This window comes from Nonomuraea sp. JJY05, assembly GCF_043496855.1.
Lineage (GTDB): Bacteria > Actinomycetota > Actinomycetes > Streptosporangiales > Streptosporangiaceae > Nonomuraea.
Map to the genome: position 1 here is coordinate 146,254 of NZ_JBIEIS010000013.1, position 25,973 is coordinate 172,226.

28 protein-coding genes and 1 pseudogene are annotated in these 25,973 nt (G+C 71.8%); 11 read left to right on the forward strand and 18 right to left on the reverse strand.

All coding sequences use genetic code 11. From position 1 onward, the window contains the following. The first annotated feature begins 42 nt into the window (after window positions 1-42). Window positions 43-795: a PIG-L deacetylase family protein gene (locus ACFKCF_RS22230; RefSeq protein ID WP_394496252.1), complete on the forward strand. Its 753-nt coding sequence runs from the start codon at window positions 43-45 to the stop codon at window positions 793-795. On the opposite strand, the gene ACFKCF_RS22235 is transcribed toward ACFKCF_RS22230, so the two are convergent. Both ACFKCF_RS22235 and ACFKCF_RS22240 read right to left on the reverse strand, forming a co-directional pair. Then, window positions 792-2,009, reverse strand: a complete 1,218-nt coding sequence (locus ACFKCF_RS22235) for an RNA polymerase sigma factor (RefSeq protein ID WP_394496253.1) — start codon at window positions 2,007-2,009, stop codon at window positions 792-794. The genes ACFKCF_RS22230 and ACFKCF_RS22235 overlap by 4 nt on opposite strands. 8 nt (window positions 2,010-2,017) lie before the next feature. Next, a complete protein-coding gene (locus tag ACFKCF_RS22240; RefSeq protein ID WP_394496255.1) occupies window positions 2,018-2,437 on the reverse strand; it encodes a YciI family protein in 420 nt (139 codons plus the stop codon). 83 nt (window positions 2,438-2,520) lie between these two features. Between ACFKCF_RS22240 and ACFKCF_RS22245 the strand changes: the two genes are divergently transcribed. Then, window positions 2,521-3,312, forward strand: a complete 792-nt coding sequence (locus tag ACFKCF_RS22245) for an alpha/beta fold hydrolase (protein WP_394496257.1) — start codon at window positions 2,521-2,523, stop codon at window positions 3,310-3,312. A 30-nt stretch (window positions 3,313-3,342) separates the two neighbouring features. Beyond that, a complete protein-coding gene (locus ACFKCF_RS22250; protein ID WP_394496258.1) occupies window positions 3,343-3,816 on the forward strand; it encodes a VOC family protein in 474 nt (157 codons plus the stop codon). On the opposite strand, the gene ACFKCF_RS22255 is transcribed toward ACFKCF_RS22250, so the two are convergent. Together ACFKCF_RS22255 and ACFKCF_RS22260 are read right to left on the reverse strand one after the other, a co-directional pair. Continuing rightward, window positions 3,806-4,456: a haloacid dehalogenase type II gene (locus ACFKCF_RS22255; protein WP_394496260.1), complete on the reverse strand. Its 651-nt coding sequence runs from the start codon at window positions 4,454-4,456 to the stop codon at window positions 3,806-3,808. The two genes, ACFKCF_RS22250 and ACFKCF_RS22255, sit on opposite strands and share 11 nt — an antisense overlap. Continuing rightward, window positions 4,453-5,040 carry a TetR/AcrR family transcriptional regulator gene (locus tag ACFKCF_RS22260; protein ID WP_394496262.1) on the reverse strand — a complete coding sequence of 196 codons (588 nt, stop codon included), beginning with the start codon at window positions 5,038-5,040 and terminating at the stop codon, window positions 4,453-4,455. The genes ACFKCF_RS22255 and ACFKCF_RS22260 overlap by 4 nt, the downstream gene beginning before the upstream one ends. Before the next feature lie 265 nt (window positions 5,041-5,305). Here ACFKCF_RS22260 and ACFKCF_RS22265 point away from each other — a divergent pair, with 265 nt between their 5' ends. The 3 genes from ACFKCF_RS22265 to ACFKCF_RS22275 are packed head-to-tail and all read left to right on the forward strand — an operon-like array spanning window position 5,306 to window position 7,466. Next, window positions 5,306-6,496, forward strand: a complete 1,191-nt coding sequence (locus ACFKCF_RS22265) for a Cmx/CmrA family chloramphenicol efflux MFS transporter (RefSeq protein WP_394496263.1) — start codon at window positions 5,306-5,308, stop codon at window positions 6,494-6,496. A 5-nt stretch (window positions 6,497-6,501) separates the two neighbouring features. Then, window positions 6,502-7,302 carry a maleylpyruvate isomerase family mycothiol-dependent enzyme gene (locus ACFKCF_RS22270; protein WP_394496265.1) on the forward strand — a complete coding sequence of 267 codons (801 nt, stop codon included), beginning with the start codon at window positions 6,502-6,504 and terminating at the stop codon, window positions 7,300-7,302. A gap of 14 nt (window positions 7,303-7,316) precedes the next feature. After that, window positions 7,317-7,466, forward strand: coding sequence for a helix-turn-helix domain-containing protein (locus ACFKCF_RS22275; RefSeq protein ID WP_394496266.1), 150 nt, complete (start codon window positions 7,317-7,319; stop codon window positions 7,464-7,466). Between the two features lie 280 nt (window positions 7,467-7,746). On the opposite strand, the gene pip is transcribed toward ACFKCF_RS22275, so the two are convergent. After that, on the reverse strand, window positions 7,747-8,706 hold the full coding sequence (pip, locus tag ACFKCF_RS22280) for a prolyl aminopeptidase (protein WP_394496268.1): 960 nt from the start codon (window positions 8,704-8,706) through the stop codon (window positions 7,747-7,749). A gap of 56 nt (window positions 8,707-8,762) precedes the next feature. Beyond that, window positions 8,763-9,545 carry a neutral zinc metallopeptidase gene (locus ACFKCF_RS22285; protein WP_394496269.1) on the reverse strand — a complete coding sequence of 261 codons (783 nt, stop codon included), beginning with the start codon at window positions 9,543-9,545 and terminating at the stop codon, window positions 8,763-8,765. A 118-nt stretch (window positions 9,546-9,663) separates the two neighbouring features. Between ACFKCF_RS22285 and ACFKCF_RS22290 the strand changes: the two genes are divergently transcribed. Continuing rightward, the gene (locus ACFKCF_RS22290) at window positions 9,664-10,239 is read left to right on the forward strand and encodes a hypothetical protein (protein ID WP_394496271.1); all 576 of its coding nucleotides are present in this window, start codon (window positions 9,664-9,666) and stop codon (window positions 10,237-10,239) included. A 180-nt stretch (window positions 10,240-10,419) separates the two neighbouring features. Here ACFKCF_RS22290 and ACFKCF_RS22295 read toward each other — a convergent pair whose 3' ends face one another. The 4 genes from ACFKCF_RS22295 to ACFKCF_RS22310 are packed head-to-tail and all read right to left on the reverse strand — an operon-like array spanning window position 10,420 to window position 13,224. Further along, entirely contained in the window at window positions 10,420-11,265 is an 846-nt protein-coding gene (locus tag ACFKCF_RS22295) for an NAD(P)H-binding protein (RefSeq protein ID WP_394496273.1), read from the reverse strand. Further along, window positions 11,262-11,606 carry a hypothetical protein gene (locus tag ACFKCF_RS22300; RefSeq protein ID WP_394496274.1) on the reverse strand — a complete coding sequence of 115 codons (345 nt, stop codon included), beginning with the start codon at window positions 11,604-11,606 and terminating at the stop codon, window positions 11,262-11,264. The genes ACFKCF_RS22295 and ACFKCF_RS22300 overlap by 4 nt, the downstream gene beginning before the upstream one ends. 18 nt (window positions 11,607-11,624) lie before the next feature. Then, window positions 11,625-12,692: a CU044_5270 family protein gene (locus tag ACFKCF_RS22305; protein ID WP_394496276.1), complete on the reverse strand. Its 1,068-nt coding sequence runs from the start codon at window positions 12,690-12,692 to the stop codon at window positions 11,625-11,627. Beyond that, the gene (locus ACFKCF_RS22310; protein WP_394496278.1) at window positions 12,685-13,224 is read right to left on the reverse strand and encodes an RNA polymerase sigma factor; all 540 of its coding nucleotides are present in this window, start codon (window positions 13,222-13,224) and stop codon (window positions 12,685-12,687) included. Before ACFKCF_RS22310 ends, ACFKCF_RS22305 begins: the two co-directional genes overlap by 8 nt. Before the next feature lie 157 nt (window positions 13,225-13,381). Between ACFKCF_RS22310 and ACFKCF_RS22315 the strand changes: the two genes are divergently transcribed. After that, window positions 13,382-14,941 carry a carbohydrate-binding protein gene (locus ACFKCF_RS22315; RefSeq protein ID WP_394496279.1) on the forward strand — a complete coding sequence of 520 codons (1,560 nt, stop codon included), beginning with the start codon at window positions 13,382-13,384 and terminating at the stop codon, window positions 14,939-14,941. Between the two features lie 62 nt (window positions 14,942-15,003). On the opposite strand, the pseudogene ACFKCF_RS22320 reads toward ACFKCF_RS22315, so the two are convergent. From ACFKCF_RS22320 to ACFKCF_RS22335, 4 genes and pseudogenes are all read right to left on the reverse strand, one after another. After that, window positions 15,004-16,611: pseudogene (locus ACFKCF_RS22320) on the reverse strand (TlrC/CarA/OleB/SrmB family ABC-F type ribosomal protection protein); the annotation flags it as partial. Between the two features lie 52 nt (window positions 16,612-16,663). Then, entirely contained in the window at window positions 16,664-17,485 is an 822-nt protein-coding gene (locus tag ACFKCF_RS22325) for an SDR family NAD(P)-dependent oxidoreductase (protein WP_394496280.1), read from the reverse strand. A gap of 165 nt (window positions 17,486-17,650) precedes the next feature. Beyond that, window positions 17,651-18,868, reverse strand: coding sequence for a S8 family serine peptidase (locus ACFKCF_RS22330; RefSeq protein ID WP_394496282.1), 1,218 nt, complete (start codon window positions 18,866-18,868; stop codon window positions 17,651-17,653). Next, window positions 18,865-19,734, reverse strand: coding sequence for a hypothetical protein (locus ACFKCF_RS22335; RefSeq protein WP_394496283.1), 870 nt, complete (start codon window positions 19,732-19,734; stop codon window positions 18,865-18,867). The genes ACFKCF_RS22330 and ACFKCF_RS22335 overlap by 4 nt, the downstream gene beginning before the upstream one ends. A 165-nt stretch (window positions 19,735-19,899) precedes the next feature. Here ACFKCF_RS22335 and ACFKCF_RS22340 point away from each other — a divergent pair, with 165 nt between their 5' ends. Continuing rightward, window positions 19,900-20,712 (forward strand): NmrA family NAD(P)-binding protein, encoded by an 813-nt coding sequence (locus ACFKCF_RS22340; RefSeq protein ID WP_394496285.1) that lies wholly within the window; start codon window positions 19,900-19,902, stop codon window positions 20,710-20,712. A gap of 141 nt (window positions 20,713-20,853) precedes the next feature. Then, window positions 20,854-21,738, forward strand: a complete 885-nt coding sequence (locus tag ACFKCF_RS22345) for a TIGR03619 family F420-dependent LLM class oxidoreductase (RefSeq protein ID WP_394496287.1) — start codon at window positions 20,854-20,856, stop codon at window positions 21,736-21,738. Here the strand turns inward: ACFKCF_RS22345 and ACFKCF_RS22350 are convergent. Beyond that, window positions 21,712-22,917, reverse strand: a complete 1,206-nt coding sequence (locus ACFKCF_RS22350) for an FAD-dependent monooxygenase (RefSeq protein WP_394496289.1) — start codon at window positions 22,915-22,917, stop codon at window positions 21,712-21,714. The genes ACFKCF_RS22345 and ACFKCF_RS22350 overlap by 27 nt on opposite strands. 16 nt (window positions 22,918-22,933) lie before the next feature. Beyond that, on the reverse strand, window positions 22,934-23,503 hold the full coding sequence (locus tag ACFKCF_RS22355; protein WP_394496291.1) for a TetR/AcrR family transcriptional regulator: 570 nt from the start codon (window positions 23,501-23,503) through the stop codon (window positions 22,934-22,936). A gap of 343 nt (window positions 23,504-23,846) precedes the next feature. Here ACFKCF_RS22355 and ACFKCF_RS22360 point away from each other — a divergent pair, with 343 nt between their 5' ends. Beyond that, on the forward strand, window positions 23,847-24,107 hold the full coding sequence (locus tag ACFKCF_RS22360; RefSeq protein WP_394496293.1) for a hypothetical protein: 261 nt from the start codon (window positions 23,847-23,849) through the stop codon (window positions 24,105-24,107). 127 nt (window positions 24,108-24,234) lie between these two features. Here ACFKCF_RS22360 and ACFKCF_RS22365 read toward each other — a convergent pair whose 3' ends face one another. Next, window positions 24,235-24,861 (reverse strand): response regulator, encoded by a 627-nt coding sequence (locus ACFKCF_RS22365; protein ID WP_394496295.1) that lies wholly within the window; start codon window positions 24,859-24,861, stop codon window positions 24,235-24,237. A 62-nt stretch (window positions 24,862-24,923) separates the two neighbouring features. Next, a complete protein-coding gene (locus tag ACFKCF_RS22370; RefSeq protein WP_394496297.1) occupies window positions 24,924-25,862 on the reverse strand; it encodes a sensor histidine kinase in 939 nt (312 codons plus the stop codon). Between the last annotated feature and the right edge of the window lie 111 nt (window positions 25,863-25,973).

Consider the following 25,973-nt stretch of genomic DNA (forward strand, 5'->3'; position numbering starts at 1 on the left):
AGTGAGCACTCACTCCGTCAATGGAATATAGGGTGGCCATCCATGGCGACACTCCTGGCGTTCCACGCTCATCCGGACGACGAGGTGCTCCTGACCGGCGGCACGCTCGCCCGCGCCGCCGACGAGGGCCACCGCGTGATCGTCGTGGTCGCGACCGACGGCGTCATGAAGTCCGTCGCGGAGGGCGGCACGACCAGGATGAACGAGCTGCGCGCCGCCGCTGCCGAGCTGGGCGTGGCGCGCGTCGAGCACCTGGGCTACGCCGACAGCGGGCACGGCAAGGACCTGTATCCCGACCCGCCGGACCGGATGCGGTTCGTGCGCGCGAGCACGGAGGAGGCCGCGGCCAGGCTCGCCGCGATCCTGCGCGAGGAGAAGGTGGACCTCCTGCTCAGCTACGACCCCAACGGCGGGTACGGCCACCGCGACCACGTCAGGGTGCACGAGGTCGGCAAGCGGGCCGCCGAGCTGGCCGGGGTGCCCCGCGTGCTGGAGGCCACGCTCCCGCGCGACGTCGCGGTCCGGCTGGTACGCCTGATCCGCCTGCTCCGGATCCCCCTCCGCTACGACGAACGCGAGCTGGCCGGGAGGTACAGCCCCAGCGAGGCCATCACCCACAGGATCGACGTGCGCCGCTACGCCGCGCGGAAGCAGCGGGCGCTGGCCGCCCACCACTCCCAGATCAGCGGCAGCGGCCGGCTGTCCGCCGTCGCGAGAGTGCTCGTGCGGCTCCCGGCGCCCGTGTTCGGCCTGCTGCTCGGCCGCGAATGGTACGTCGAGGCGAAAAAGGGCTAGAGCCGCGCCGCCCTGCCACGCAGGTAACGCTGCTGCGGGAAGCTGGTCGTACGCCTGGCCGCCTCCTCGTAGGAGTCGCGGGCGGCCGCGTGGTCGCCCGCCATCTCCAGCAGGTGCCCGCGGACCGCGTGCAGCCGGTGGTCGCCCGACAGGTGCTCCTGGAGGGGTTCGAGCAGGCGGAGCCCCGCGAGCGGGCCGCGGGCCATGGCCACGGCGACGGCGTGGTTGAGTGCCACCATGGGGTTGCCCGCGACGCGCATCAGCAGCTCGTACAGCACGACGATCTGCGGCCAGTCGGTCTCCTCCGCGCTCGGCGCCTCGTCGTGCACGGCCGCGATCGCCGCCTGGAGCTGGTAGGGGCCCGGTGTGCCGCGGGTGAGCGCCCGGGTGACCAGGTCGACGCCCTCGGCGACGTAGCCGGCGTGCCACTTGCCGCGGTCCTGCTCGGCCATGGGGATCAGCGCGCCGTCGGGGCCCGTACGCGCCGGACGCCGCGCGTCGGTGAGCAGCATGAGCGCGAGCAGCCCCGCCACCTCGGGGTCGTCGGGCAGCAGCCGGTGCGCCATGCGGGCCAGCCGGATCGCCTCGTCTGTCAGCTCCGCGCGCACCAGGTCGGCCCCCGACGTGCCGGCGTACCCCTCGTTGAAGATCAGGTAGAGTACGTGCAGCACCACGGCGAGGCGCTCGGCCCGCTCCTCCCCCCTGGGCAGCCCGAACGGCAGGCCGCTGTCCTTGACCCGCTGCTTGGCCCGCGTGATGCGGCGCGTCATCGTGCCCTCGGGCACCAGGAACGCGCGGGCGATCTCCGCCGTCGTCAGGCCGCCGACCGCGCGCAGGGTGAGCGCGATCTGCGAGGCCGGCGACAACGACGGGTGGCAGCACATGAACAGCAGGATCAGCGTGTCGTCCGCCCCGGGGACGGGCTGGTCGGCGGCGGGCGCCAGCCAGTCCTCCGGCAGCCTCCAGGCCGCCACGGTGTCCTCGCGGCGCAGGCGCGCCTGCTCGCTGCGGAGCAGGTCGGTCAGCCGGCGCGCGGCGACGGTGATCAGCCATGCCCGCGGATCGTCCGGTACGCCCTCCTTCGGCCACTGCAGCGCGGCCGCCAGCAGCGCCTCCTGGACGGCGTCCTCGGCGGTGGCGAAATGCCCGTAACGCCGCACCACCGCGCCGAGAACCTGCGGCGCCAGCTCGCGCAGCAGGTCCTCGGCCGCCATGCCGTCGATCAGAACCCCAGGTCCGCGGCGCCCTCGGCGATGGGCCGGACGTCGGTCACGCTGCCGTCCCAGACGCCGCCGGGGCTCGGGCACTTCGACAGGCGCCCGGCGATCTCGGTCGCCCGGTCGAAGCTGTCGCACTCGACGATCCAGTAGCCCGCGAGCACCTCCTGCGTCTCCGCGTACGGGCCGTCCGTCACGACCGGGACGCCGTCGCGCAGTTCGAGCCTCCTGGTGTGCACGGGCGCGACCAGGCCCCGCGTCTCGACGAGCTCGCCGGACTCCTCCAGCTCCTTGTTGAACGCCTCCATGAACCGGTGCATCGCCGCGACGTCCTCCGGCGACCAGGCGGGCTGCCCTTCGGCGTCCTTGCCGGACAGGACGTCGTAGTCCTGCTGCGTGCCGTACGACAAGATCATGTACTTCATGGTGACCGAGTCCTCTCTCGTGTGCCTCTCACCAGGTACGTCGGAGCCACCCCCGCTCACCGGACACCCCTACGATGCCAGACATGCCATTTGCGACAGCCGTGGACGGCGTCAAGCTGTCCTACCAGGTCCGCGGCGGCGGGCAGCCCCTCGTCCTCCTGCAGGGACAGGCCAACGAGCACCGCTGGTGGGATCCCGTCCGCCCGGACTTCGAGCAGGAGTTCCGCACCGTCACCTTCGACTACCGCGGCACGGGCGGCAGCGACAAACCCGACGAGCCGTACACCACCCGCGGGTTCGCCGCCGACGTGCTGGCCGTGCTCGACGAGCTGGGCGTGGAGAAGGCGCACGTCTACGGGACGTCGATGGGCGGGCGGGTGGCCCAGTGGCTGGCGGCCGACCATCCCGAGCGGGTCGGGTCGCTGGTGCTCGGCTGCAGCTCGCCGGGCGGCGCCCACGGGTTCGAGCGGGACAACGACGTGCGCAGGTCGCTGGCCCAGCCGGACCGGGCCGCCGCCGAGCGGGCGCTGCTGGAGCTCATGTACACGCCCGCCTGGCTGGCCGGCCACCCCGGCCCGTACCACACGGTCGGCGACCCGGCCATGCCCGCGTACGCGCGCCGCCGCCACCTGGCCGCCAGCGCCGGGCACGACAGCTGGGACGCGCTGCCCTCCATCGCCGCGCCCACGCTGGTGGTGCACGGCACCGACGACGTGTTCAACCCGGCGGCCAACGCCCCGCTGCTGGCCGACCGCATCCTGGGGGCGGAGCTGCGGATGATCGAGGGGGCGCGGCACGCGTACTTCGAGGAGTTCAGGGAGGTCGCGAGCCCTCTGGTGCTGGATTTCTTGCTCGCGGGCGCATCTAGGACATGATCTGGCCTACATCCTGAATAGCCTTCCGGCATGAACATTCCAGAGGGATACACCACCGTCACGCCGTGGATCATCGGCTCCGACACCGCGGGGCTCATCGACTACCTCAAGGCCGCGTTCGACGCCGTCGAGCTGGCCCGCGTGACCGACGACGAGGGGCGCATCGGGCACGCGGAGGTGCGGATCGGGGACGCGGTGGTGATGATGTTCGACTCGGCTCCCGGCTGGCCGCCCACCCCCGCCTTCCTGCGCCTGTACGTCCCCGACGCCGACGCCACCCACCGCCGGGCCGTCGAGGCGGGCGGGACGTCGGTGACCGACGTCACGCACCTGTTCTGGGGCGACCGGGTCGGGCGGGTCCGCGATCCGTTCGGCAACCTGTGGTGGGTCCAGGCGCGCGTCGAGGAGGTCGCGCCCGAGGAGCTGGAGCGCCGCATGACCGACCCCGTCTTCACGAAGGCGATGGAGTACGTCCAGGGCGCGGACTTCTTCCCTAACCGGTGATGCGCCTGGCCAGCGAGACCAGGTCGGGGGTCGACAGGCGCGGGGCGCTCATCACGCCCGGGTACGGCGTGCCGCGCCGCTCCAGCCAGGCCCCCGACAGCCCGGCCCGCTGGGCCCCGTCGATGTCCCATGGGTGCACCGCGACCAGGACCGCCTGGTCGGGCCGTACCCCGGCCTGGCCGGTCGCGTACTCGTAGGCCGCGCGGGCGGGCTTCCACGCACGGGGGCCGCTCACGTCCAGCGTGGCCTCCACCAGATCGAGCAGCCCTTCACGGCGCAGGATCCCCTCGGTCATGGCCGCCGCCCCGTTCGTCATGGTGAACAGGCGGATGCCGCCCTCGCGCAGCAGCCGCATGCCCTCGGGGACGTCGGGATGCACCCGCAGCTCGGTGAACCCCTTCAGCACGTGGCTCACCGCCTCGTCCCCGGCCCCCATCTCCCCGAGCACGTCGGCGGCGATCCGGCCGAACTCGGCGAAACCGCCCGCCGCCGCGAGCGCGAACCCGTCGCGCAGCACGCTCGCTAACCACGTCGCCATCTGCTCGCCGGACAATCCCACCTCCTCGAACCTGCCCCGCATCGGCTCCATGTCGGTCAGCGTCTCGTTCACATCGAAGATCACTACCTGCGGCTTCATCATGCTTCCCTTCTGAGCGAATCGAGTGCGGCGGACGCGCCCTTGCGCAGGGCGGCCGGGTCCGCGCCGGCGCGCGAGCGGAGGTTGACCCCGTAGGCCAGCAGGGTCAGGGACTCCGCGGTCGCGTCGAGGTCGAGGCCGTCGGCGAGCTGCCCCTGGGCGCCGGCCGCCTCCAGGGCCGTGCGCATCGTCGCGCGGAGCCGGTCGTGGTGCTGGTCCAGCACCTGGCGCACGCCCGGGTCCGCGCCTTCGGCGTTGGCGTTGGTCGCCATGCAGCCCCAGCGCGCGTGCTCGCCCGCGCACCTGATCCGGATCAGGCGGTCGAAGAACGCCTCGATGGCGGGCAGCCCGCGCCCGTCGTCGGCCAGCGTCCGGAACATCGGCTGCGAGCGCTGCTCGACGTAGCGGCGCAGCGCCCGCACGTAGAGGTCCTGCTTGCCGCCGTAGGTCGCGTACAGGCTGGAACGGCTGAGGCCGGTCGCCGCGAGCACCTCCGCGATGCCCGTGGTGGCGGCGCCGCGCTGCCAGAACAGGCGCTCCACCTGCTCCAGCACCGCGTCGGGATCGAAATGCTTCACGTCGGGCATCGGCGCCTCCGCACCCTAACTTGGAACGTCTGGTCCAAGATAGCATTTGCGCGGGGCGCGGCGCCTTGCTACGTTCGCCCTCATGTCCAGCCCCGAGGCGTCAAGACGCTAGCCACCGGTCATCCGGTGGCTGTCTCGCGCTGACGCCGGGCTCTCCGCGAGCCGTGCGGTTCTTCGTGATGCGGCCAGTTCCCCAGCGGGGCAGGACCTTTCTCCGGCCTGCCCGCTTCCCTGTCGATCCTCGATACGGTCGCGGAGTTCTCTCATGCCTTTCGCTGTCTACCTGCTCGGACTGGCGGTTTTCGCCCAGGGGACGTCCGAGTTCATGCTGTCCGGGCTCATCCCGGGCATCGCGCGGGACCTGCGGGTGTCCATCCCCGCCGCGGGGCTGCTCACCTCGGCCTTCGCCGTCGGGATGGTGGTCGGGGCGCCGCTCATGGCGGTGCTCAGCCTGCGCTGGTCCCGGCGGTTCGCGCTGCTGGCCTTCCTGGTCACGTTCCTGGTCGTGCACGTGGTGGGCGCGCTCACCACCAGCTACGCCGTGCTGCTCGGCACGCGGGTGATCGCGGCGCTGGCCAACGCCGGCTTCCTGGCGGTGGCCATGGCGACCGCCGTCGCGCTCGCGCCTTCCGACGCCAAGGGGCGCGCCACCTCCGTGCTTCTCGGCGGCGTCACGATCGCCTGCGTCGCGGGCGTGCCGGGCGGCGCGCTGCTGGGCGAGATGTGGGGCTGGCGCTCGGCGTTCTGGGCGGTGGCCGTCGCGCTGCTCCCGGCCGTCGTCGCGGTGCTCAGGTCCGTGCCGGCCGGGGCCCCCGCCCCGGCCGGCACGCGGGCCCGCGGGGAGCTGCGGGCGCTGCGCCGGCCGCGGCTGCTGGTCCTCCTCCTGCTGGCCGCTCTGGTGAACGGCGGCACCTTCTGCACGTTCACCTACCTCGCGCCCCTGCTCACCGGGGACACCGGGATCGGGTCCTCCTGGATGCCCCTGATGCTGGCCCTGTTCGGGCTGGGCTCGTTCGCCGGCGTGAGCGTCAGCGGCCGGGTGGCCGACCGGCGGCCGATCCGGCTCCTGGTGATCTGCGGGCCGGCGCTGGCCGCCGGCTGGGCCCTCTTCGCGCTGACGGCAGGCGCGCCGGTGCCCGCGGTCGTGCTCGTCTTCGTCCAGGGGACGCTCTCGTTCGCCGTGGGCTCCACGCTGATCTCGCAGGTGCTGTACGCGGCCACCGGCGCGCCCACCCTGGCCGGCGGGTTCGCCACGGCCGCGCTCAACGTGGGCGCGACGCTCGGCCCGTGGCTGGGCGGCCTGACCATCGGGGCGGGGCTCGGGCTGCGCTCGCCGCTGTGGGTGAGCGCCCTGCTGGTGGCCGCCGCCCTGGTCACCGCCGCCGTCGCTCACGCCCTCGGGCGGCCGCCATCGGAGAAGTCGGTGGAGAAGGACCAGCCGGCTGAGGCACAGTGAGGGGAATGGAACCCGCTTCGCGCTTTCACCGAGAGGTCCGAACCTTCCAGGACGCCGCCCGGCAGGCGGCGGACACCGGCGCCGCGCCCCCGGTGCCCTCCTGCCCCGGCTGGTCGGTCGCCGATCTGCTGATCCACCTGGGCTCCGTGCACCGGGGTGTGTTCAGCATCATCGAGGACCGGCGCGACGGGCCGCCGGACGGCTCCGACCTGTCCTTCGCCGGGCTGCCGCCGGACCTCACGGGGTGGCCCGACCCGCAGCACGCGCCCAATCTCGGGCCGATCCCGGACGGGGTGCTCGACTGGTTCGAGGAAGGGGCGGCCCGGCTGGAGGCCCTGTTCAACGAGCGCGACGCCGGCGATCCGGCGTGGACGTGGTCGAAGGAGCAGACCGTCGGGTTCTGGGTGCGCATGCAGACCATCGAGGCCGCCGTGCACCGCTGGGACGCCGAGAACGCCCTCGGCGTCCCGCGCCCGATCCACGAGGACGTGGCGGCCGACGCGGTCACGCAGACGTTCGAGGTCATGGTGCCCGCGCGGCGGGAGTGGACGCAGGCGCCCGCCGGAGCGGGCGAGCGGTTCCGCTTCCGGCGCACGGACGGCGAGGGCGACTGGGCGGTCCACTTCGACGGCCCGGACGTACGGCTGTCCTCCGGGGCGGACGGCGGCGATTTCAACGTCGAGCTGGCCGGGAGCGCGTCGGACCTCATGCTGTTCCTCTGGAACCGCATCCCGGCCGACGGCCTCGACGTGCGCGGCGACAAGAGCCGGCTCGACCGCTACTTTGTCCTGGCGCCTCCCGTATGACCTGATCTCGCCGGGTGAGGCCCACGTCCTCCTATGAGCTCCGGGCGAGGAGTCCCATCGACAGGGCCAGGCGCATGCACGCCTCGGGCCGGCACACGGCCGCCGAGATCGCCCGCGCCCTCGGCGTCTCCCGCGCCACCCTCTACCGCCACCTGTCCGCATAATATTGAGACACTATTTGCGACATTTTCGAGACAGCGTCAGGGTGACCGTCGCGGGCACGGCGGGGGAATCCTCCGCGCACGGGCGATTAATTCGGTGGTGTCCAGACAGTCGGCGAAGCTACTGTTGCTGCAGGTCAGCGAGTGGGCATGCGGTTGTCAGCACGCTGTCCCCCGCGGACCCGCGGCTCACCCGTACGGAATCGAACCGACGGCGAGGCGATGGTCACCACTGGCGCCGTCCTGACGCCCCAGACGATCGCGAGCCGCGGGTCCCGCCCTCTCACCGCCCGGCGAAGCCGTCGAGGGCGGCGAGCAGCTCCTTGGAGAGCGTGCCGCTGCCGGTGTGCCCGGAGTCGTCCACGACGACCAGCTTGGCGTCCGGCCATGCCTTCGCCAGCTCCCAGGCCGTCTCCAGCGGGCCGCCGAGATCGAGACGGCCGTGGATCAGCACGCCGGGGATCCCGGCCAGCCGCCCCGCCTCCCGCAGCAGCACCCCCTCCTCCAGCCAGGCGGCGTTGGAGAAGTAGTGGGAGCAGATCCGGACGAGCGCCAGCACCGCCTCGGCCGGGCGGTCGCTGTAGGCGTTCGGCTTGCCGTTGGGCTCCATGGAGATCACCGCGTCCTCCCAGGTGACCCAGTCTCTGGCCGCCTTCGCGCGGACCTCGGGATCGGGGTCGGCCATGAGCCGCGAGTACGCCGCCAGCAGCGCGAAGGTGTCACCGTCGCGATCGGTCTCGGGGACGCCCTGCCTGAAGCGCTCCCACTCCTCCGGGAAGAACCGCCCGACGCCGCGGTAGAGCCAGTCGATCTCGGAGCGGCGCGTGGTCGTGACGGCCACGATGACCATCTCCGACACGCGTTCGGGATGGGCCTCGGCGTAGGCCAGCATCAGCGTCGAGCCCCACGAGCCGCCGTAGAGCAGCCACTTGTCGATGCCGAGGTGCTCGCGCAGCCGCTCCATGTCGGCGACGAGGTGGTGGGTCGTGTTGGTGCTCAGGTCGACGGACGGGTCGCCGGCGTGCGGGCGGCTGCGGCCACAGTTTCGCTGGTCGAACAGGACGACCCGGTAGCGATCCGGGTCGAAGAGGCGGCGCGCCCCCGTCTTGCACCCCGATCCGGGGCCGCCGTGGACCACGAGCGCGGGCTTCCCTTCCGGGTTGCCGCAGACCTCCCAGTAGACGAGGTTGCCGTCACCGGTGTCGAGCATGCCGTGGTCGTACGGCTCGATGGGGGGATACATGGGACGAGCTTATCGAGACGTCCGCGGTGGCCCGGTGGACCACCGCGGACGTGCGGTCAGGCCACCTTGGACGAGGGGGCCGCCCAGGTGTTGCACGAGCCGGGGTCACCGGTGGTGAATCCGCGCTTGAGCCAGTAGCGCACGGAGGCAGGCTTGCCGTAGTCGCGGAACGCATCGGGGTCGTCGCCCTGCAGGAGCTGGACGAGCGCGTTCCAGTCGCTCAGGTTCCTGCCTTCGAGCGGCCAGACGCTCTTGATGAAGGCAGCCCCGAAGCATTCGGTCTGGAGGCTCGCACGGCGGTCCTGCTCGTACATCTCCGCCTTTTTGCCATAGGACAATTTATCGTAAGCCTTGGTGATTCCGGCCAATTTCTGCACGTGGTAGCCGTACATGGAGGCCGCCGTGTCGAACAGCCAGAGGTCGTCGGGCTCGTCGAGCCAGTCCTCGCCGAGCTGGAAGACCAGCGTTTCGGTGCTCTCGCAGTACCAGGCCTGCGAATTCTCTTTTCCTACCTCGAAGCCGCAGTACTTCTTGGGAATCCGGTTCATGTGCCGCACCTTGACCGGCCTGTAGGTCAATCCGGCGTTCGTGAGGTGCTGCTGCCACGTGGTTTCCAGGCAGGCGACGACCGCGTCGAGGTAGTCGCGAGCCTGCTTGAGATTGTTCGGCTTGAGCGACTCCTCCGTACAGGTGCTCGTCGGCAGTGCGCCCGCCGCATAGAGCGAGTTGGCGGTCAATTGGGAGGATTTGACGGGGTATGCAGCCGCCTGAGCGGTAGCTGTACCGGCCAAGGGCATCATGAGGGCGCCCGTCAGCGCCACGGACATGAGAAGTTTCACGAGTCGTGAGAATAGGACCTCTCGGTAAAGAGGGCTAGATACAACTATGAAGTAATTCAACCACCACTAAGGGTAATGATCTCTGCGGATAACCGGATTACCATCCGCAGGGAGCACCATGTACAAGCACGCCATTGCCGCATTCGCCGCGACTTCCGGCCTGCTGCTGGCCGCCGGGCCGGCCGCCGCAGAAGAGGGGGCCGTGGACACCGTCCTGTGCGGCAACAACAACGTCGTCAGCTACAGCACGCAGTCGTCCTGGGCCGAGGACTTCGACGCCCTGACCGAATCGGTCTTCAACGAGTCGCCGCTGGGGCCGCCGTGGTACGGACGCCCGAGCTACGTCGACGGCCGGACCTGGGTCAACCGGACGACGACGTGCGGCCAGAGAGTCCCCATGTACAAGGCCGGCGGCGTCGTCGGCCTGGTCGACGGGCTGCTCGGCCCCGGATACACGGCGCCGTGCACGACGGCGGCCTCGACGCGCTCGTCGCTGCTGGCCTCTCTAGGGATCACGCAGGTCGTCGACTCGGTCTGGCTGGGCGCGGTGCCCTGCAACACGGTCACCACCTGGTCCCCGGCCACCGACACCTGGCTGATCGAGTCACCGACCGATCTCACGGTGGAGAGGCCCTCGTCGTTCCTGGACGCCATCGGGGTCTCGACACTGGTCAACCAGATCCTCGGCAACTGACGCGCCGCTGGTCCTCATCGTCAGGGGCGCTGGGACTTCGACATGGATGGCGGGCACCGAGCCATCCCCCTTCCCATCGCCCCTCGCGGAAGTTCACGATGCTGTGCGCCGACGCGCGCGGCGTACAGCAGGTTCTACCGGCCCTGACCGCTGAGGCGGCGGCGGTGGGCAGGCTCGTGCTCAGCGGAATTCGCCCGCGTGGTCCGCGGCCCATCGCCCGAACGTACGCGGCGGGGTCCCGGTGATCTCCTCCACCGTCGAGGTGATCAGCTCCGACCGCGGCCGCGCCTCCGCACTGGCCAGCAGGGCCTCCACCAGGGCAGGCGGCCTGCCGTCCGCGAGCATCTGCTCACGCGCGGCCTGTACGGGCACCTTCTCGAACCGCAGCGGGCGCCCGACGGCCTCCCCGATCGCGCGCACCTGCTCGGCCCGGCCCACCACCTGCGGCCCGGTCAGCACGTACGTGGCCCCGTCGTGCCCGTCGTCGACCAGCACCCGTACCGCCACATCCGCGACATCGCGCGGGTCGATCACCGCGGTGGCGGCGATCTCAGGCCCCCGTACGACACCGGTGGCACGGATCTGCGCCGCCCATCCCCGGGTGTTGGAGGCGATGGTGTTCGACCGCAGGACGGTCCACCGCAGCCCGGACTTCCCGATCAGCCCCTCCATGTCGGCATGCAACTGGTTGATCGGGTCGCCCTGCCGCTGCGCCTCGTCGTCCACCCCCGACGACGAGAGGTAGACGACCCGGCGGGCCCGGCTCTTGATCACCTCCAGCACGGCGGGGGCGCCCTCGGCGCTGAGGAAGGGCCAGACCAGGAACACCGTCTCCACCCCGGTCAGGGCCCGCTCCAGCGTGCCGGGCACGCCCAGGTCCCCCTCCACGACCTCCACTCCCCCTGGAAGCCGCACCCTCCGGGCATCCCTCACCAACGCCCGCACGGAGCCACCGGCGGACGTCAGCCCGGCCACGACCTGCCGGCCCACGTTCCCGGTCGCCCCGGTCACCATAATCTCGGTCATGACGGGGTCAGCCCGGGCACGGACGGCGATATTCCGGCCGGTCCCGGGCGGGTCGCCCTACGAAGGCGGCCATGACGGCCGGCACCGGCCGAGTACAGGCTGCCCAGCATGGTCTGGGCCGGCGGGAGGTCTCGGCCGGTGACGAGGTTGGGCAACGCGGCCTCGGGGATGGGCCCGGCCACCGCGGCGAACACCGACAGGACGGCCAGGCAACCCAGGGCCGGCGCCACCGAGCCGGTGTGGAAGGCGACCAGCAGCCCGCCCACCGGGACCACCGAGCCCAGGTCGCAGGCGATCCGGAGACGTCGCCGGTCGAAGCGGTCGGTGAGCGGGCCGATCAACGGGAACCGTGGCTGTTCCTACCGGCTGGCCTTGCAGGACTTCGGCAGAGGGGGCCGCTGCGTGGTCCAGCCCGTCTCGGGCGCCCACACGGTGTAGATCAGGAGGTCACCCCCGGAGCTCCCCGGCGCATAGCCGACTCGGGCCAGTTCGGCGCCGGTCCGCGGGTCCAGGAGGTCGTTCGTGTACGCGGGAGACCCCATGTCACGGGTGAAGGTGACGGACAGCGCCTGCCTGCCCAGCGGATCGGTGGCCATACCGTGCACCTTGGTGCCGGGCAGCTCGGCCAGCAGGCGCAGGATCGCGGCACGGAGCTGCGGGCGGATCGGCATGTGCAACAGATTTCCCGCGATCGGGAGGAACTCCTCGAAGGGCTCGTCGAACCCTCGGCTCCCCCATACCCGGTGATACTCGCGAAGCTTGGCGAGCAGGCCGTTCCGGTCGGCGGGGATGGCGGCCAGATCGGCGAGCGTGAAGCTCGCGACCGAGGAGTCCCCCACTTGGGCGTCGCCTCGCTCGCTCCATCCGCAGTCGTAGAGCCGATCGGTGATCCGGACCGGACGGCACTCGTCGGCGGGGTTGCCCTTGGCGCAGCGCGGCCTGACCCGGGCCGGCGCTCCCGCCGCCCGCCAGGCGCGTTCGTCGGCCGAGGAGGCCGGGAGCGCGGTCGGCGCGTAGGACACGATCGTGGACCGCTCCGCGGTGTTCAGGGGAACCCTGCGCTCGATGCGCTGCCGGGTCCGCAGCTTGTAACCCCCCGCCGACACGCGGTCGCCGGTGATCATCACCTCCCGCCAGTAGGCGCCCCTTTGGTCAGGCAGCCGCTCGACGCGGTCGGCCAGCTGCAGCAGCTCCGCGTTCCGCGGCTGGACCAGCACCGGAGCGGGCGCGGAGACCACGCCGGCCAGCACCGTGATCGCCGTGACCACCGCCGCGGTGGCCATGGCCGCGCCGAGCGCCCACACCCACACCCGCGTACGGGAGCGGGTACGGCCGGCGGCGAGGCGGGCCCGGGCGCGGGCCACCACCTCCGGGGAGGGTGGCGGCGCGTCGGGCAGTGCCCGGGCGAGCAGGTCGAGCTCATCCATCGAGGTCCTCCTTCAGCGCGCCGAGCGCCGCGCGCAGTTGCTTGCGCGCCCTGTTGAGCCGGGACGCGACGGTTCCGTAGGGAATGTCCAGGGCGGCGGCGACCTCCGCGTGGCTCAGACCGCCCAGCGCGATCAGCAGCACCACATCGCGGTCGCGCTGTTTCAGCCTGGCCAGCGCCCCCGCGAGCGGGCCGGTGAAACGCGCGGCGTCCACCCGATCGAGCACCCGATCCAGCTCCCCGTGGCCGTCCCGGTCGCGCTCGGCCGCGCGGGCTAGCGCCTTCCACCTCGTGGTCTCGGTACGGCGGTGCCGCGCGACCAGGTTGGTGGCGATGCCGTACAGCCAGGGTCTGACCTCTCCCACGGCCGGGTCGTATCCGCCGCGCAGCGCCACGAGGAAGACCTCGGCGGCCAGGTCGTCGGCGTCGTCCGCGGGCAGGCGACGGGCGAGGTATCGGTGGATCTCGGCGAAGTAGCGGTCGAAGAGATCGGGGACCACCAGCTGATCCGTCCCGTTACGCGTGTTGTACACGATCACACCCGTTCTTGCCGCAACGGGGGAAATGCTTTCACGCTCGGCGGCATGTCCTCCGGGATGAAAGTTTCAGCGACAGTTGACGACCGGAAAGCGCTTTCCTACTGTGGCCTCGTTTTCTCCTGCGTCGCCGTACCAACACCATTGGAGAAGGATGATGCGCCTGAAAGCCGTCCTCGCGTGCGCCGGCCTGTTGGCCGGCGCGTTCGTCGCACTGTCGCAAGCCGCCGCGCACGCCGCACCGACGCGGTACGAGGCAGAGAGTTCGCCCGCGGTCTGTACCGGCACCATAGACAGCAACTGGTCCGGGTACTCGGGCAGCGGATTCTGCAACGGCAACAACGCCACCGGCGCCTCCGCCCAGTTCACCGTCAACGCCGGCGCGGCCGGGACGGCGACGCTGAGCGTGCGGTTCGCGAACGGGACCACGACCGCCCGGCCCGCCGACCTGATCGTCAACGGGTCGACGGTCCAGAACGTCTCGTACGAGGGCACCGGCGCGTGGGACACCTGGGTCACCAAGACGCTCACCGTCTCGGTGCGCTCGGGCAGCAACACCATCCAGCTCAACCCGACCACCTCGAACGGCCTGGCCAACATCGACTACATCGACGTCGACGCGGGCGGCACGACCCCGCCGACGGGCAGCACGCTGTACGTGGCGCCGAACGGCAGGGACAGCGCCACCGGCACGCAGTCGGACCCGACGACCCTCACCTCGGCGATCACCCGCGTCACCGCCGGCGGAACGATCTACGTACGCGGCGGGACCTACAACTTCTCGCAGACGGTCACCATCGCGCCGGGCAACAACGGCACCTCCAGCGCCCGCAAGAAGCTGTCCGCCTACCCGGGTGAGACCCCGATCCTGAACTTCTCGGCCCAGAGCGAGGACCCGGCCAACCGCGGGCTCGCCGTGAACGGGTCGTACTGGCACGTCTACGGCATCGTCGTCGAGCGGGCCGGCGACAACGGCATCTTCGTCGGCGGCAGCAACAACATCTTCGAGCGCACGGTGACGCGGTTCAACCGCGACACGGGGCTGCAGCTCTCGCGGATCGCCTCCGACACTCCCCGCGACCAGTGGCCGTCCAACAACCTCGTCCTGAGCGCGTTGTCGCACGACAACGCCGACTCCGACGGCGAGGACGCCGACGGCTTCGCCGCGAAGCTCACCGTCGGCTCCGGCAACGTCTTCCGCTACTGCGTGTCCCGCAACAACATCGACGACGGCTGGGACCTCTACACCAAGACGGACACGGGAGCCATCGGCCCGGTGACCATCGAGGACTCCCTGTCGTACAACAACGGCACCCTCAGCGACGGCAGCCAGGCCGGCAACGGCGACCGCAACGGCTACAAGCTCGGCGGCGAGGACATCGCGGTCAACCACACCATCCGGCGGAGCATCGCCTACCACAACGGCAAGCACGGCTTCACCTACAACCGCAACCCCGGCACCATGACGGTGTCCGACAACGTCAGCATCGACAACGCCGAGCGCAACTACTCGTTCGACGCCGGCACCTCGGTGTTCCGCAACAACGTCTCGTGCCGCAGCGGCAGCGGGACCAACGACCGGATCGTCGGCAACGCCGACAGCTCGAACCAGTTCTGGTCCGGCTCCAACGGGTCCCGCTGCTCGTCCTACAGCGGCGCCCTGAGGTGGTCCTTCGCCTCGGACGGCCGCCTCGTCGTGACCTTCGGCGGGTGACGCTCTGACAGAGGGGGCGAGTACGCCACCGTACTCGTCCCGCTCCGTCGGCTCGGCGCCACGCCCGCGTCCAGGTGCAGATGGGAGCCGGTGAACGCGGCCCGCAGGCGCCGATCGTGCGTCACGACCACCAGCGCGCCCCGGTAGGCGGCCAGCGCCTCCTCCAGCTGCTCCACGAGCATCGGCGACAGGTGGTTGGTCGGCTCGTCGAGCAGGAGCAGGTCCACGGGCTCGCTCACCAGCCGGGCGAGCTCGATCCGGCGCCGTTGGCCGTAGGAGAGCTCCCCTACGCGCAACCCGAGGTCCGACGGCCGGAACAGCCCCAGGGCCAGCAGCGCGTCCGCGTGCTCGTCCAGGCTGCCTGGACGCCCGTCGGCGTAGGCCCGCAGCACCGTCCGGTCCGCCGGCCCGGCCCTGCCGATGTCCCGCTCGTCCTGCCGGAAGAATCCGACCCGGCCGGCCCGCCGTACCTCGCCCGCGTCGGGACGCAGCTCGCCGGCGAGCACCCGCATCAGCGTGGTCTTGCCCGCCCCGTTCGGGCCGGTGACGAGCAGCCGCTCACCGGCGCGGACGGTCAGTGAGTCAAGGCGAAGCCGGCCCGCCACCACCACACCGTCGAGCGCGGCCACCTCCGCCCCGGAGGCCGTTCCCCCCGCAGCGAGGGCGGCGGTGAAGCGCAGCGGCTCGGGCGGCGGCGGCGCCGGGTGCTCGGTGAGCCGGCGCCGCCGCTGCTGGGACTGCCGGATGCGCCCGGCGGCCCCATGTGTACGCGAGCGCGCCCGCCACGTGCCGGTGCCCATGCCCGCCTTGGGGCTCTTGCGCGGGATCCCGGCCAGCCGGCCCGCGTTGGCCGCCACCAGCGTGGCGTGCCGGTCGAGCTCCGTCTTCCACTCCTCGTGGGCCCGCGCCTGCGCGGCGCGTTCGGCGGCCTTGGCGGCGAGGTATCCGGCGTACCCGTCGCCGTAGCGGCGCACCTTCCCGTCGGAGACCTCCAGGATGGAGGTGGTCACCCGCTCCAGGAACACCCGGTCGTGCGTGATCGCCACGACCGTGCCCCGGTGGGCGCGCAGGCGCTGTTCGAGCCAGGCCACGGCCTGGTCGTCCAGGTCGTTGGTCGGCTCGTCGAGCAGCAGCAGCTCAGGAGCGGACGCCAGCGTGGCGGCCAGGGCGAGCCTGGCGCGTTCGCCACCGGAGAGCGTGCCCAGCGGGCGGCTCCGGTCGAGTCCGGGCAGCCCGAGCCCGTACAGCGCGATCTCCACCCGGACGTCGGCCTCGTAACCGCCCCGCGCTTCGAACTGCGCCACGAGCCCCGCGTACACCTCCGTGTCCGCCTCTTCGAGCGATCGCTCGGCCGCCCGCATCCGGGTCTCGAGCTCTCGCAGGTCGGCCAGCGCCAGGTCGACGGCGTCGGCCACCGTCGCGTGGGGCGGCAGTTCGAGTGACTGCGGCAGATATCCGACGCCGCCGGGTGCGACGGCCAGGAGCTCGCCGTTGTCCGGCCGCTCAGCGCTCGCCATGAGCCTGAGCAGCGTGGACTTGCCTGACCCGTTGTCGCCGATCACGCCGATCCGCTCGCCGGGTCTGACGGTGAGCGACACCCGGTCCAGGACGACGCGGGTGCCGTAACGCTTGGTGAGGTCGGTGAGAACGAGTTGGGCAGCGGTACGCAAAGGGCGCGCCTCCTTTTATTCGAGCATGGACAAGGGGATGGGTGGTCAGCCGTCAGCCCGGCGCCTTCCGGCTGAGGTGCTCCCAGGCCCGGTACTCCTCCGTGCGGGCCACTTCCATCTGCTGGACGATGTCGTACGAGGCGCCGCCGACGATCAGCCGCAGCGGCGGCTCGGCCAGGCCGACCAGCTCCATGATCACCGGTGCGGCGGTGCTCGGGTCGGGACCGGCGTCCTCGCCCCACATCTCGGCCAGCTGGGCGTGCAGCGGCTCGTACTCCGGGCGTCGCCGCGCGATCGTGGTGCCCCGCGTGAACAGGTCCGTGCCGTACCCGCCCGGCTGCACGATCGTCACCTTGACCCCGAACGGCGCCACCTCCATCGCCAGCGCCTGGCTCACCGAGTCAAGCGCGGACTTGCTCGCCGCGTAGAACCCGACGGACGCGAACCCGCCGCCGGACCCCATCGAGGTGACCTGGAGGATGTGGCCGGACCCCTGCGCCCGCAGGTACGGCACCACGGCCTGGGCCACCCAGACCGCGCCGAAGAAGTTGACCTCGAACTGGGCGCGGATCTCCTCTTCCGTGGCCTCCTCCACCATGCCGAGCAGCAGCCCGCCGGCGTTGTTGACCACGATGTCGAGCCGGCCGAACGCCGCCGCGGCCTCGTCCACGACCTTCCGGACGGCCGCGCGGTCGCGGACGTCCAGCGTCAGCCGTACGAGGCTGTCGGGGTGGGCGGCGGCCAGGTCGGCGAGGGGGCCGAGGTCGCGGGCGGCGGCCACGACGCGGTCCCCGGCGGCGAGCGCCGCCTCGGCGAAGGCCCTGCCGAGGCCCCTCGACGCGCCGGTGATGAACCAGACTCGGGCAGTCGTCACGCAGCCTCCTCCTTCTGTTAGACGATACGGTCCGTCTCGTGATGACAAGGTATACCGGCATTCCGGCGCCACGTCAAGACGGACCGTCTCGTCTCACATGAACGGCATGCGGCTGCGCAGCTCAACGCCGCCCTCGCGCGGCCGGGTCCGCCCGGCGGGGCCGGGTCAGGCGCCGCCCATCGGGCGGCCGGGCGCGCGGCGCGCGCGGGGCCGGCGCAGCAGCAGCACCGCGATCAGCAGGAACAGCAGCCCCACCCCGGCGGCCGTGCCGCCGACGGCGATGTAGGTCATGTCGATCGGCGGGTTGGTGGTCGGGGCGGCGACCGGCCCGCCACCGAGGTACTCCTTGCCCTTGTACGGCGCCGCTTCGATCTTGGCGTCCTTGGTGTCGCCCGCCGCCCGCACCGCCGCCGCCGCGTCGATCAGCCCGAAGCCGAGGAACACGTTGTAGCCGGACGGCGGCTTCCTCGCGGTCCGCACCAGGATGTCGCGTACCTGCCGGGGTGTCAGATCGGGATTGCGGGACAGCATCAGCGCCGCGGTGCCCGCCGCGAGCGCGCAGGCGGGGGACGTGCCGTCACCCGCCCGGTAGCCGCCGCGGTTGTCGGCGGCGTAGATGTCCACGCCGGGCGCGGTGATCGTGTTGTACGTGTGCACCTGGGAGAACTCCGCCCGCGCGCCGTCGGGCCCCATCGCCGCCACCGCGATCACTCCGGGGTAGGCGGCCGGGTAGGAGACGACGTTGTTCGCGTCGACCTCCAGCGGGTCGGTGGATCCGCCGTTGCCCGCGCTGGCCAGCAGGATGGCCCCCTTGCCGAGGGCGTAGTCGACGGCCGAGGCCGTGAGGTCGTCGTAGCCGCTGCCGAAGCCCCACTCGTCGGTGCCGAGGGACATGGAGATCACCCGGGCGCCCTTGTCGACGGCGTACCGGATGCCCTTGGCCAGCGCGGTGCCCGCCTTGATGCTCTCCTTGTCGGCGGCCGTGCTGCCGGACTTGGCGGCGGCCTCCGCACGCTTGCGCGCCGGGTCCTCCCGGTCCCAGATCACGCGTACCGAGAGCACCCGGGCCTGCGGGGCGACCCGCAGCACGCTGGAGGCCATGGCGGTGCCGTGCGCGCCCCAGTACGACTGCCCGGGCCGGGCGCCCCCGCCGATGAAGTCGGGGCCGCTCGTCACCCGTCCGCGGAACTCCGGATGGTTCTTCATGACCCCGGTGTCCAGGACCGCGACGGTGACCCCCTTGCCCTGCCCGAGCCGCTGCGCCGCCGGCACCTTCATGACCTGCTGTTCCCAGCCCCGCGGCGCCTCGGCCACGGCCGGCGCGGCGGTGGCCGCGACCAGGCCGGCGACCAGCACGGCCGCGCAGGTCAGCCTGCGAATCATGCCCCCACCTTCCGGGATTCCGCGTACAGCCGGGTGGCCAGGCTCTCCGCCAGCCCCTGCGCGGTGTACGCCCACGCCTCACGGTCCTCCCTCTGCGGGAACTCCCTCCTGCCCCACGGTTCGGGCAGCCGGCCGGGCCTGCGGCCGTCCGCCGGCCCCGTGGTGACCGCCACGAACATGGGCGCGTCCCCGACGGTCCGGCCGCCGTTCCCGGTGCGCGCGGAGTCATTCCACTTGGTGCCGGGCGCGGCGAGGGCGCGCACCGAGTGCTCCGGCTTCCGCTGCGCCTCCCGAACGAGGCCCTCCAGGTCGACGCGGGACTGGGCCTCGCGGAAGGCGACCAGGGCCACGGTGGCGGCCGTTCCCCCGGTGTCGTCCACGTACGTGGCACGCACGGCCGCGACGCAGCCCCGCTCGGCGGCCACCCGGGCCAGCTCGCCGGAGAGCGCCGCGCGGCAGGAGGTGTCGGCGGAGATCGCGGCCCTGGTCCAGCCGCGCTCGTCGTTCGGGGAGGAGTAGCCCTTGTCGGGGTGCTCCCGGCCGAGCCGCGGCGGGAACAGCTTCTCGACGGGCACGTTGCGCCACAGCTCCTTGGAGTACGCCGAGTTGTGGATGACCTGCCGGCTGTTGGAGTAGGCGTGCGCGATGAGCGCGCCACCGCCGAGCACGGCCAGCAGGCCGAAGCCCGCGACGAGCAGCCCCAGGACGACCCGCCAGGCGCTGCGCCGGGGCCGCGCCGGCCCGGGCGGCGGTGGTTGCGGGTGCTGGTAGGGGCCCGGCGGGGGCGCGTACGGGTGGGGATGCCCGGGGGGCGGCTGAGGGGGATGGAACCCCGGCCCGGAGCCGGACGGGGGGTGCATCATCATCTCTCCTGTCGTGCGAACGGGCCGATCAAGGGTCGGAGCACGGTTCCGTTTCATCCCCTCTGATCGATTTGCGCGTTCTGACCCTATCGGTGCTCGACGGACTTCCTTGACCTCAAGTGCGATTCACTTTCTAGCGTCGTCAGCGACGGACGAAAGGAGTCGACTGTGACGACACTTGTCACGGGTGCCACCGGGAACACCGGCCGCCACGTGGTGACGGAGCTGCTGCGCCGAGGAGAGCCCGTTCGGGCGCTGACCCGCGATCCGATCGCGGCCGCGAAGACGTTGCCGGCCGAGGTGGAGCTGGTGGCCGGCACGCACCACGAACCGGCCACGTTGGGCACCGCCCTCGACGGTGCCGACCGATTGCACATCACGGTGACGACGGGACTCGCCGAGGTCGGTCCCGAGCTGGTCCAGCGGGCGGTCGCCGCGGGCGTCCGGCGCATCACCCTGGTGTGGGGCGGCTGGGTGGGACCCGTCGAGCAGGCAGTGGCGGACTCGGGCGTGGAATGGACGCGGCTGGAGCCGCAGGAGTTCATGTCCAACACGTTGACCTGGGCCGAATCCATCCGGTCCGAGGGGGTCGTCCGGGAGCCGTACGACTTTCCCAGCGCGCTGGTCCACGAGGCCGACATCGGGGCCGTGGCGGCCGTCGCGCTGCTCGACGACGGCCATGCGGGACACGCGTACAACCTCACCGGGCCCGAGGCGCTGACCTCGCGCGAACGGATCGCGCTCCTGTCCCGGACCATCCACCGCGACCTCACCTTCGAACCCATCACCCATGAACAGGCCGTCGACAGGTTGATGGCCACCGGGGTCTCGCGCGCGGACGCCGAGTACGTCATCGGCTGGTACGCCGCCCCCACCGATTCCTCCACCACCGTGGACGACACCGTCGAACGGGTGATCGGCCGCCCGGCGCGTACGTTCGCGCAGTGGGTGGCGGAGCACGCCGGACGTTTCACGATTTAGGTCGCCGGTGGACGGCGCGGAACTGCGACGGCGGCATCCCGGCACGAGCACCACCTCGACATCGGGGCCCTTGTCCGGCTTGCCCTGACACTGACGTCAAGGATGTAGCGTGCCCGCGAACTCTGACCATCGAGGATGACGATGAAATTCGCGATCAGCTACTCGACCGCCGACGGGCTCGACCCCGACCGGCTCGTGACCTATGCCCGCCACGCTGAGGACTGCGGCTTCGAGGGGCTGTACCTGCCCGAGCACGTCGTGCTGTATCCCGGCGCCAAGCTCGGCTCTTTCGAGTTCCCGCCGTCCCTGCCCTACCCCGATCCGCTCGACTGCCTGGCCTTCGTCGCGGCGGCCACCCGGCGTATCCTGCTCGGCACCGCCGTGCTGCTGCTGCCGTACCACCACCCCGTGGTCCTGGCCAAGCGCCTGGCGACCGTCGACGTGCTGTCCAAGGGACGGATGCGGCTGCTCACCGTGGGGCTCGGCACGCTGCCCGGCGAGGCCAAGGCGATGGGAGTCGACTTCAGCACCCGCGGACGGCGTACCGACGAGGCCATCGACGTGCTGCGGCTGCTGTGGGGAGGCGACGAGAAGGGCGCCAGCTTCGACGGCGAGTTCTTCGGCTTCGACGACGTGACCAGCTACCCGAAGCCGCACTCAGCCACCCACCTGCCGGTCCACGTCGGCGGTTCGAGCCGGGCGGCCGCGCGACGTGCCGGGCGGCGCGGCGACGGCTATTTCCCCGGCGGCGCGCTCACCCAGGAGGAACGCGCGATCCAGTGGGAGCTGGTCCAGGCCACCGCTGTGGAGGCCGGCCGTGACCCCGGCGCGCTGGAGTACACCCGATGGGGGTCGATCGACATGTCCGCCGAACGGGTCGAGGCCCTCGCCGCCCAAGGCGTGACCCGCCTCGTGGTCAGCCCCACCTCTGCGGAACCGGAGCGGCAGCGTGATGAGATGTCCGCGTTCGCCGAGCGGTTCGCCCTCCTCGGCGCCGGATCACGTGGCGTTGATGAAGGTCTGTGAGCCGGTCGCGCGCAGGTTGGTGATGATGGCGGTGGACTTGCCGGCGAGGGCGGCGGCCACGTACCGGTCTATGACGGGGAGCCGGGCCAGTTTGAGGGCGGCTCGCCGGAGGCGCAGCTGCCGGGTGGTGGCGGGGATGAACCAGCGGGTCCCGTTACGGGCCGTCCGCTGCTTGTCGGTGACCACCGGTCGCAGCGCCTGCTCGTAACGCTCCAGAGCGGTGTCGATGCTGCCGGTACGGGACAGGTGCTCGGCCAGGACGTACGCGCCTGTGATGCCCAAGGAGGCGCCCTGACCGGCGAGAAGGGACACCGCGTAGGCGGCGTCGCCGACGAGCACCACCCGGCCCCGGCTCCAGGCCGGCAGGTCGATCTGGGCGACTTGGTCGTAGTACACCTGCTCCGGCGGTGGGCAGGCGGCCAGGGCGCGTGGCGCGACCCAGCCGAGGGCGCCGTACTCGTGGCGGACCGCCGTGCGTGCATCGGCCGGCAGGGTGGGATCGGGGGCGCGGTGCACGGTGAAGACCGCCACGCGCCGGTCCCGCAGCCCGTAGAAGCCCATCTGCCGGTCGACGGTGTCGGTCAGGCAGAACTGCCGGGCCACCTGGGCGTGGATGGCGGCGTCGTCGAAGGAGTAGGCGGCGGTGTGGAATCCGAGATATCGCAGGAACTCCCGTTCGGGCCCGAAGACGTGGCCACGGACGGTGGAGTGGATGCCGTCGGCGCCCACCAGGAGATCGGCCTCGACGGTGCTGTCGTCGGTGAGGGTGACGGTGACGCCATCGGCGCGGTTGTCGATGCGGGTGAGGGTGGTGGCGTGGCGCACCTCGACCCGGTCGGAGAGGTGTTCGCGCAGAGCGCGTTCCAGGTCGGGGCGCATGATGCTGGTCAGCCGGCCGTTCACGATCTTGGCGAACTGGGCGAACCGCACGCCGGAGCGCCGGCGGCCGCGGTGATCCCGGTAGGTCATCTCGTCGACCTGGTAGCCGAGCTCCCGGATGCGCGGCAGCACGCCCATGGCTTCGGCGGCGTCGTAGCCGGGGCCGAAGAAGTCGATCATGTAGCCCTGGGTACGAAGGCCGGGCGCCTTTTCCAGAACCACGACCTCGGCCCCGAAGCTGTCAAGGCGCTGAGCGAGGGCCAGTCCGGCGATTCCGGCGCCACAGATAACCACTTTCACGACATATCACCATTCCTTACACGGTGGGCGTGATGAGCCGCTCCAGGACGGTTGTCAGCTCCGTGGCGTCCGGTCCCGGGCCGAGCGCGCGGTGCAGCATGATGCCGTCGAACGCGGCGGCCAGCACCGCGGCGGTCGCCCCGGGCGCGGGCACCCCCTGCTCGGCCAGCCGAGCGGCCAGCAGCCGCCGGAACTCGTCGACGACCGCACCCACCGAGCGGCGCAGGCTTTCGTCCCGGCCCGCGGCCAGGTACGTCTCGGCGAACAGCAGCGAGGTCGGATCCCGGCCGTCATAGTCCTTCAGGAAAGCCACCATCAGCTTCAGCGCTTCGTCAGGTGTGCGTGCCTGCTCCAGGCCCGCGCCGACCTCTTCGATCAGCGCGCGCATCACGCCGAGCGCGGCCTCGGCCAGCAGGGCCTGTACGGAGGCGAAGTGGTAGTGCACCACGCCGGGGGCCACTCCGGCCCGGTCGGCCAGCATCCGCGTACTGACCGCCGACCAGCCCCGCTCGGCGATCAACTCGGCCGCCACGCCGAGCAGCCGCCGACGCGCCTCCCGCCCCCGCTCCGCCGCCGTCGCACTCATCGTCCACACTCCCGGTCGAACGCCCTGGACGATCGCCCTGGACACACGTCCAAATGTAGCACGCCCGGCAGCCCCGACCGCCGGCCTCCGGGCAACGGCGCCTGGTGGCGGCGAGAGCTGCAGCAGGTACGGCGGACCAGGATCAAGGCCGACCCCAGCTTCACCGTCGAAGGGCGGGTCACAGAGGTGCTGTGGGTGAGCAGGGACGGCGAACGGCGGACGGAGCGGGGAGAGGTCTCCTCCAAGCCGCTCACTCCCGCCGACGAGCAGGCTCTGGGCCGCCGGCAAAGGACTCCTCCTCGATGCCGAAACCACCCCGGGCACCAGGGCCGCGCTCTACCGGGTGCTCGCCGGCCTGCCCGGCACCCGGGTGGCCGACGGCGTCACCGACTTCGACGGTCGCACCGGAGTCGCGCTGATGTACGGCCCCCCACGCTCGTTCGAGCAGATCGTCATCGACCGCGACAGCGGCGACCTGCTCGCGCTCCAGTACGAACAGACTTCAGGCGACGGCAGGACACGTGAGCTCGACGACGGCGAGGTCACCGAGTCGTACGTGGTCAAGCGGCTGGGATGGACCGACGAGGCACCCGGGAGCGACTGAGGCCGGCTGCCCGGGTCCGCGGTCGGCGCACCTGGCCGCTGCTCCAGACGCAGCCGCGCTGACCGGAATCCGCGGTCAGCGCACCTGACCACTGCTCCAGACGCAGCCGCGCTGACCAGATCCGCGGTCAGCGCACCTGACCGCTGCTCCAGGCCCAGGCGGCGATGCCCACCCGGTTGGCGGCCCCCACCTTGCGCTGAATGTGCGCGAGGTGCGTTTTGACGGTCCCCGGGCTGATGGCCAGCTCGGCGGCGATGTCGGCGTTGGAGCGCCCTCGCGCCACCAGACAGGCGATCTCCAGCTCACGCCCGGTGAGCGCGTCCTCCAGCGGCGGCGGGGCCGGGCGGATCAAGCCCCGTAGCAGCCGGAGGGTCACCTGAGGGCTGATCAGCGCGTCGCCTGCCATCGCCGCACGGACCGCCTCCACCAACAGGGTGGGACCTGAGCGTTTGAGCAGGAAGCCGCAGGCGCCTTCACGCAGCGCGGTGTGGACGTACTCGTCCAGGTCGAAGGTGGTCACGACGATCACGCGGGTCTCGCCGGCTAGCTGCCTGGTGACCTCCAGTCCGTCCATGCCCGGCATGCGGATGTCGGCGAGCACCACATCGGGACGTAGGTGACGAGCCAGCTCAACCGCCCGCGCGCCGTCGGCGGCCTCGCCCACGACGGTCATGTCCGGCTGTGCGTTGAGGATCAGCCGGAATCCGATCCGCACGTCCTCCTGGTCGTCGGCGATGAGAATTCGCGTCGTCATCCCGTTCCCGTCACGTTGGTCCGCACATGGGTGTCATCAAGCACCACGCCTCGTATGAGCCGTCATATGGGGATCTGGGCGGTGACCTGCCAGCCACGCCTGTCCGGGCCGGCCGCCAGCTTCCCGCCGCGTGCCTCCAGCAGGTGGGCCAGGCTCGTAAGCCCGAAACCGCCGGCTCTGGTGCTCTGCGACCTGCCCCCGCCGTCGTCCTCCACCCGCACGCGCAGGACCTCCCCTTCCGTGCGGACCTCCACCCGTACGGTCGTGGCGCGTGGCGCGTGCCTGCGCACGTTGGTCAGCGACTCTGTGACCACCCGGTAGGCCAGCGACGAGACCTCCTGGCGCACCGCCACGCCCGGCTCGACGGCCAACTCCACCTGTGCGAACGGTGCGAACGCGGCGGCCAGGCGCTCCAGTTCCTCGATCCCCGGCCCCGGCTCGCCCAGCGCGTGCACGGCACGATCCAGCGAGGCCAGCACCCGTTGCCCGGCGTCCTCGATGCGCCGCAGCGCCTCGGCGACCGGCTCCGGCAGCGTGTCGGCGACCACCTGGGCGGCCTGCGCCTGCACCAGCATGCCGTTGAGGTCGTGGGCGACGAAGTCGTGCAGGTCACGGGCGAGCCCGAGCCGCTGCGCCCGGGCGGCCTCCTCGACCGCGTGCCGCCGCTTGTCGTCCAGCCCCCGCAGGTAGAGCCCGACCCCCGTTGCCGCCACAGCGCCGAGCGCCCACCCGGCGCAGGCGCCGAACGTCAACTGCGGTGGTCCCTGCCACACGGCACGCAGCAGGATGAGCGCCACCGCCAGCCCGCTCAGCCCTGCCGACACGGCCGCCTGCCCTCCTGAGGAGCGCCGGACGGTAACAGCGGTCAGGACCAGGAGCACCGACACCTCACCCACCAGCAACGGCGCGCTGTCGCTGACCATCCCGGCCAGCGGATGCGCCAGCGTCACGGCCAGCGAGACCGCTCCGGCGGCTCCCGTTCCCCAGGCAACCGAGACCACCCCGGCTGCTCTCGCTCCCCGGACAACCGAGACCACCCCGGCGACTGCCGCTCCCCAGGCAGCCGAGAGCCGGCGCAGTGCAGCTACCGGAAGGCGGCGTGCCGCGTCGCT

Bases quoted from the DNA above. Each gene is read 5' to 3' on its own strand.
- ACFKCF_RS22260 (WP_394496262.1), bottom strand. From the start codon at position 5,040: ATGCCCGACGTGAAGCATTTCGATCCCGACGCGGTGCTGGAGCAGGTG.
- ACFKCF_RS22355 (WP_394496291.1), bottom strand. From the start codon at position 23,503: ATGAGTGCGACGGCGGCGGAGCGGGGGCGGGAGGCGCGTCGGCGGCTG.
- pip (WP_394496268.1), bottom strand. From the start codon at position 8,706: ATGTATCCCCCCATCGAGCCGTACGACCACGGCATGCTCGACACCGGT.
- ACFKCF_RS22295 (WP_394496273.1), bottom strand. From the start codon at position 11,265: ATGACCGAGATTATGGTGACCGGGGCGACCGGGAACGTGGGCCGGCAG.
- ACFKCF_RS22240 (WP_394496255.1), bottom strand. From the start codon at position 2,437: ATGAAGTACATGATCTTGTCGTACGGCACGCAGCAGGACTACGACGTC.
- ACFKCF_RS22245 (WP_394496257.1), top strand. From the start codon at position 2,521: ATGCCATTTGCGACAGCCGTGGACGGCGTCAAGCTGTCCTACCAGGTC.
- ACFKCF_RS22290 (WP_394496271.1), top strand. From the start codon at position 9,664: ATGTACAAGCACGCCATTGCCGCATTCGCCGCGACTTCCGGCCTGCTG.
- ACFKCF_RS22270 (WP_394496265.1), top strand. From the start codon at position 6,502: ATGGAACCCGCTTCGCGCTTTCACCGAGAGGTCCGAACCTTCCAGGAC.
- ACFKCF_RS22230 (WP_394496252.1), top strand. From the start codon at position 43: ATGGCGACACTCCTGGCGTTCCACGCTCATCCGGACGACGAGGTGCTC.
- ACFKCF_RS22335 (WP_394496283.1), bottom strand. From the start codon at position 19,734: ATGATGATGCACCCCCCGTCCGGCTCCGGGCCGGGGTTCCATCCCCCT.
- ACFKCF_RS22315 (WP_394496279.1), top strand. From the start codon at position 13,382: ATGATGCGCCTGAAAGCCGTCCTCGCGTGCGCCGGCCTGTTGGCCGGC.
- ACFKCF_RS22255 (WP_394496260.1), bottom strand. From the start codon at position 4,456: ATGATGAAGCCGCAGGTAGTGATCTTCGATGTGAACGAGACGCTGACC.
- ACFKCF_RS22235 (WP_394496253.1), bottom strand. From the start codon at position 2,009: ATGGCGGCCGAGGACCTGCTGCGCGAGCTGGCGCCGCAGGTTCTCGGC.
- ACFKCF_RS22345 (WP_394496287.1), top strand. From the start codon at position 20,854: ATGAAATTCGCGATCAGCTACTCGACCGCCGACGGGCTCGACCCCGAC.
- ACFKCF_RS22305 (WP_394496276.1), bottom strand. From the start codon at position 12,692: ATGGATGAGCTCGACCTGCTCGCCCGGGCACTGCCCGACGCGCCGCCA.
- ACFKCF_RS22265 (WP_394496263.1), top strand. From the start codon at position 5,306: ATGCCTTTCGCTGTCTACCTGCTCGGACTGGCGGTTTTCGCCCAGGGG.
- ACFKCF_RS22250 (WP_394496258.1), top strand. From the start codon at position 3,343: ATGAACATTCCAGAGGGATACACCACCGTCACGCCGTGGATCATCGGC.
- ACFKCF_RS22365 (WP_394496295.1), bottom strand. From the start codon at position 24,861: ATGACGACGCGAATTCTCATCGCCGACGACCAGGAGGACGTGCGGATC.
- ACFKCF_RS22330 (WP_394496282.1), bottom strand. From the start codon at position 18,868: ATGATTCGCAGGCTGACCTGCGCGGCCGTGCTGGTCGCCGGCCTGGTC.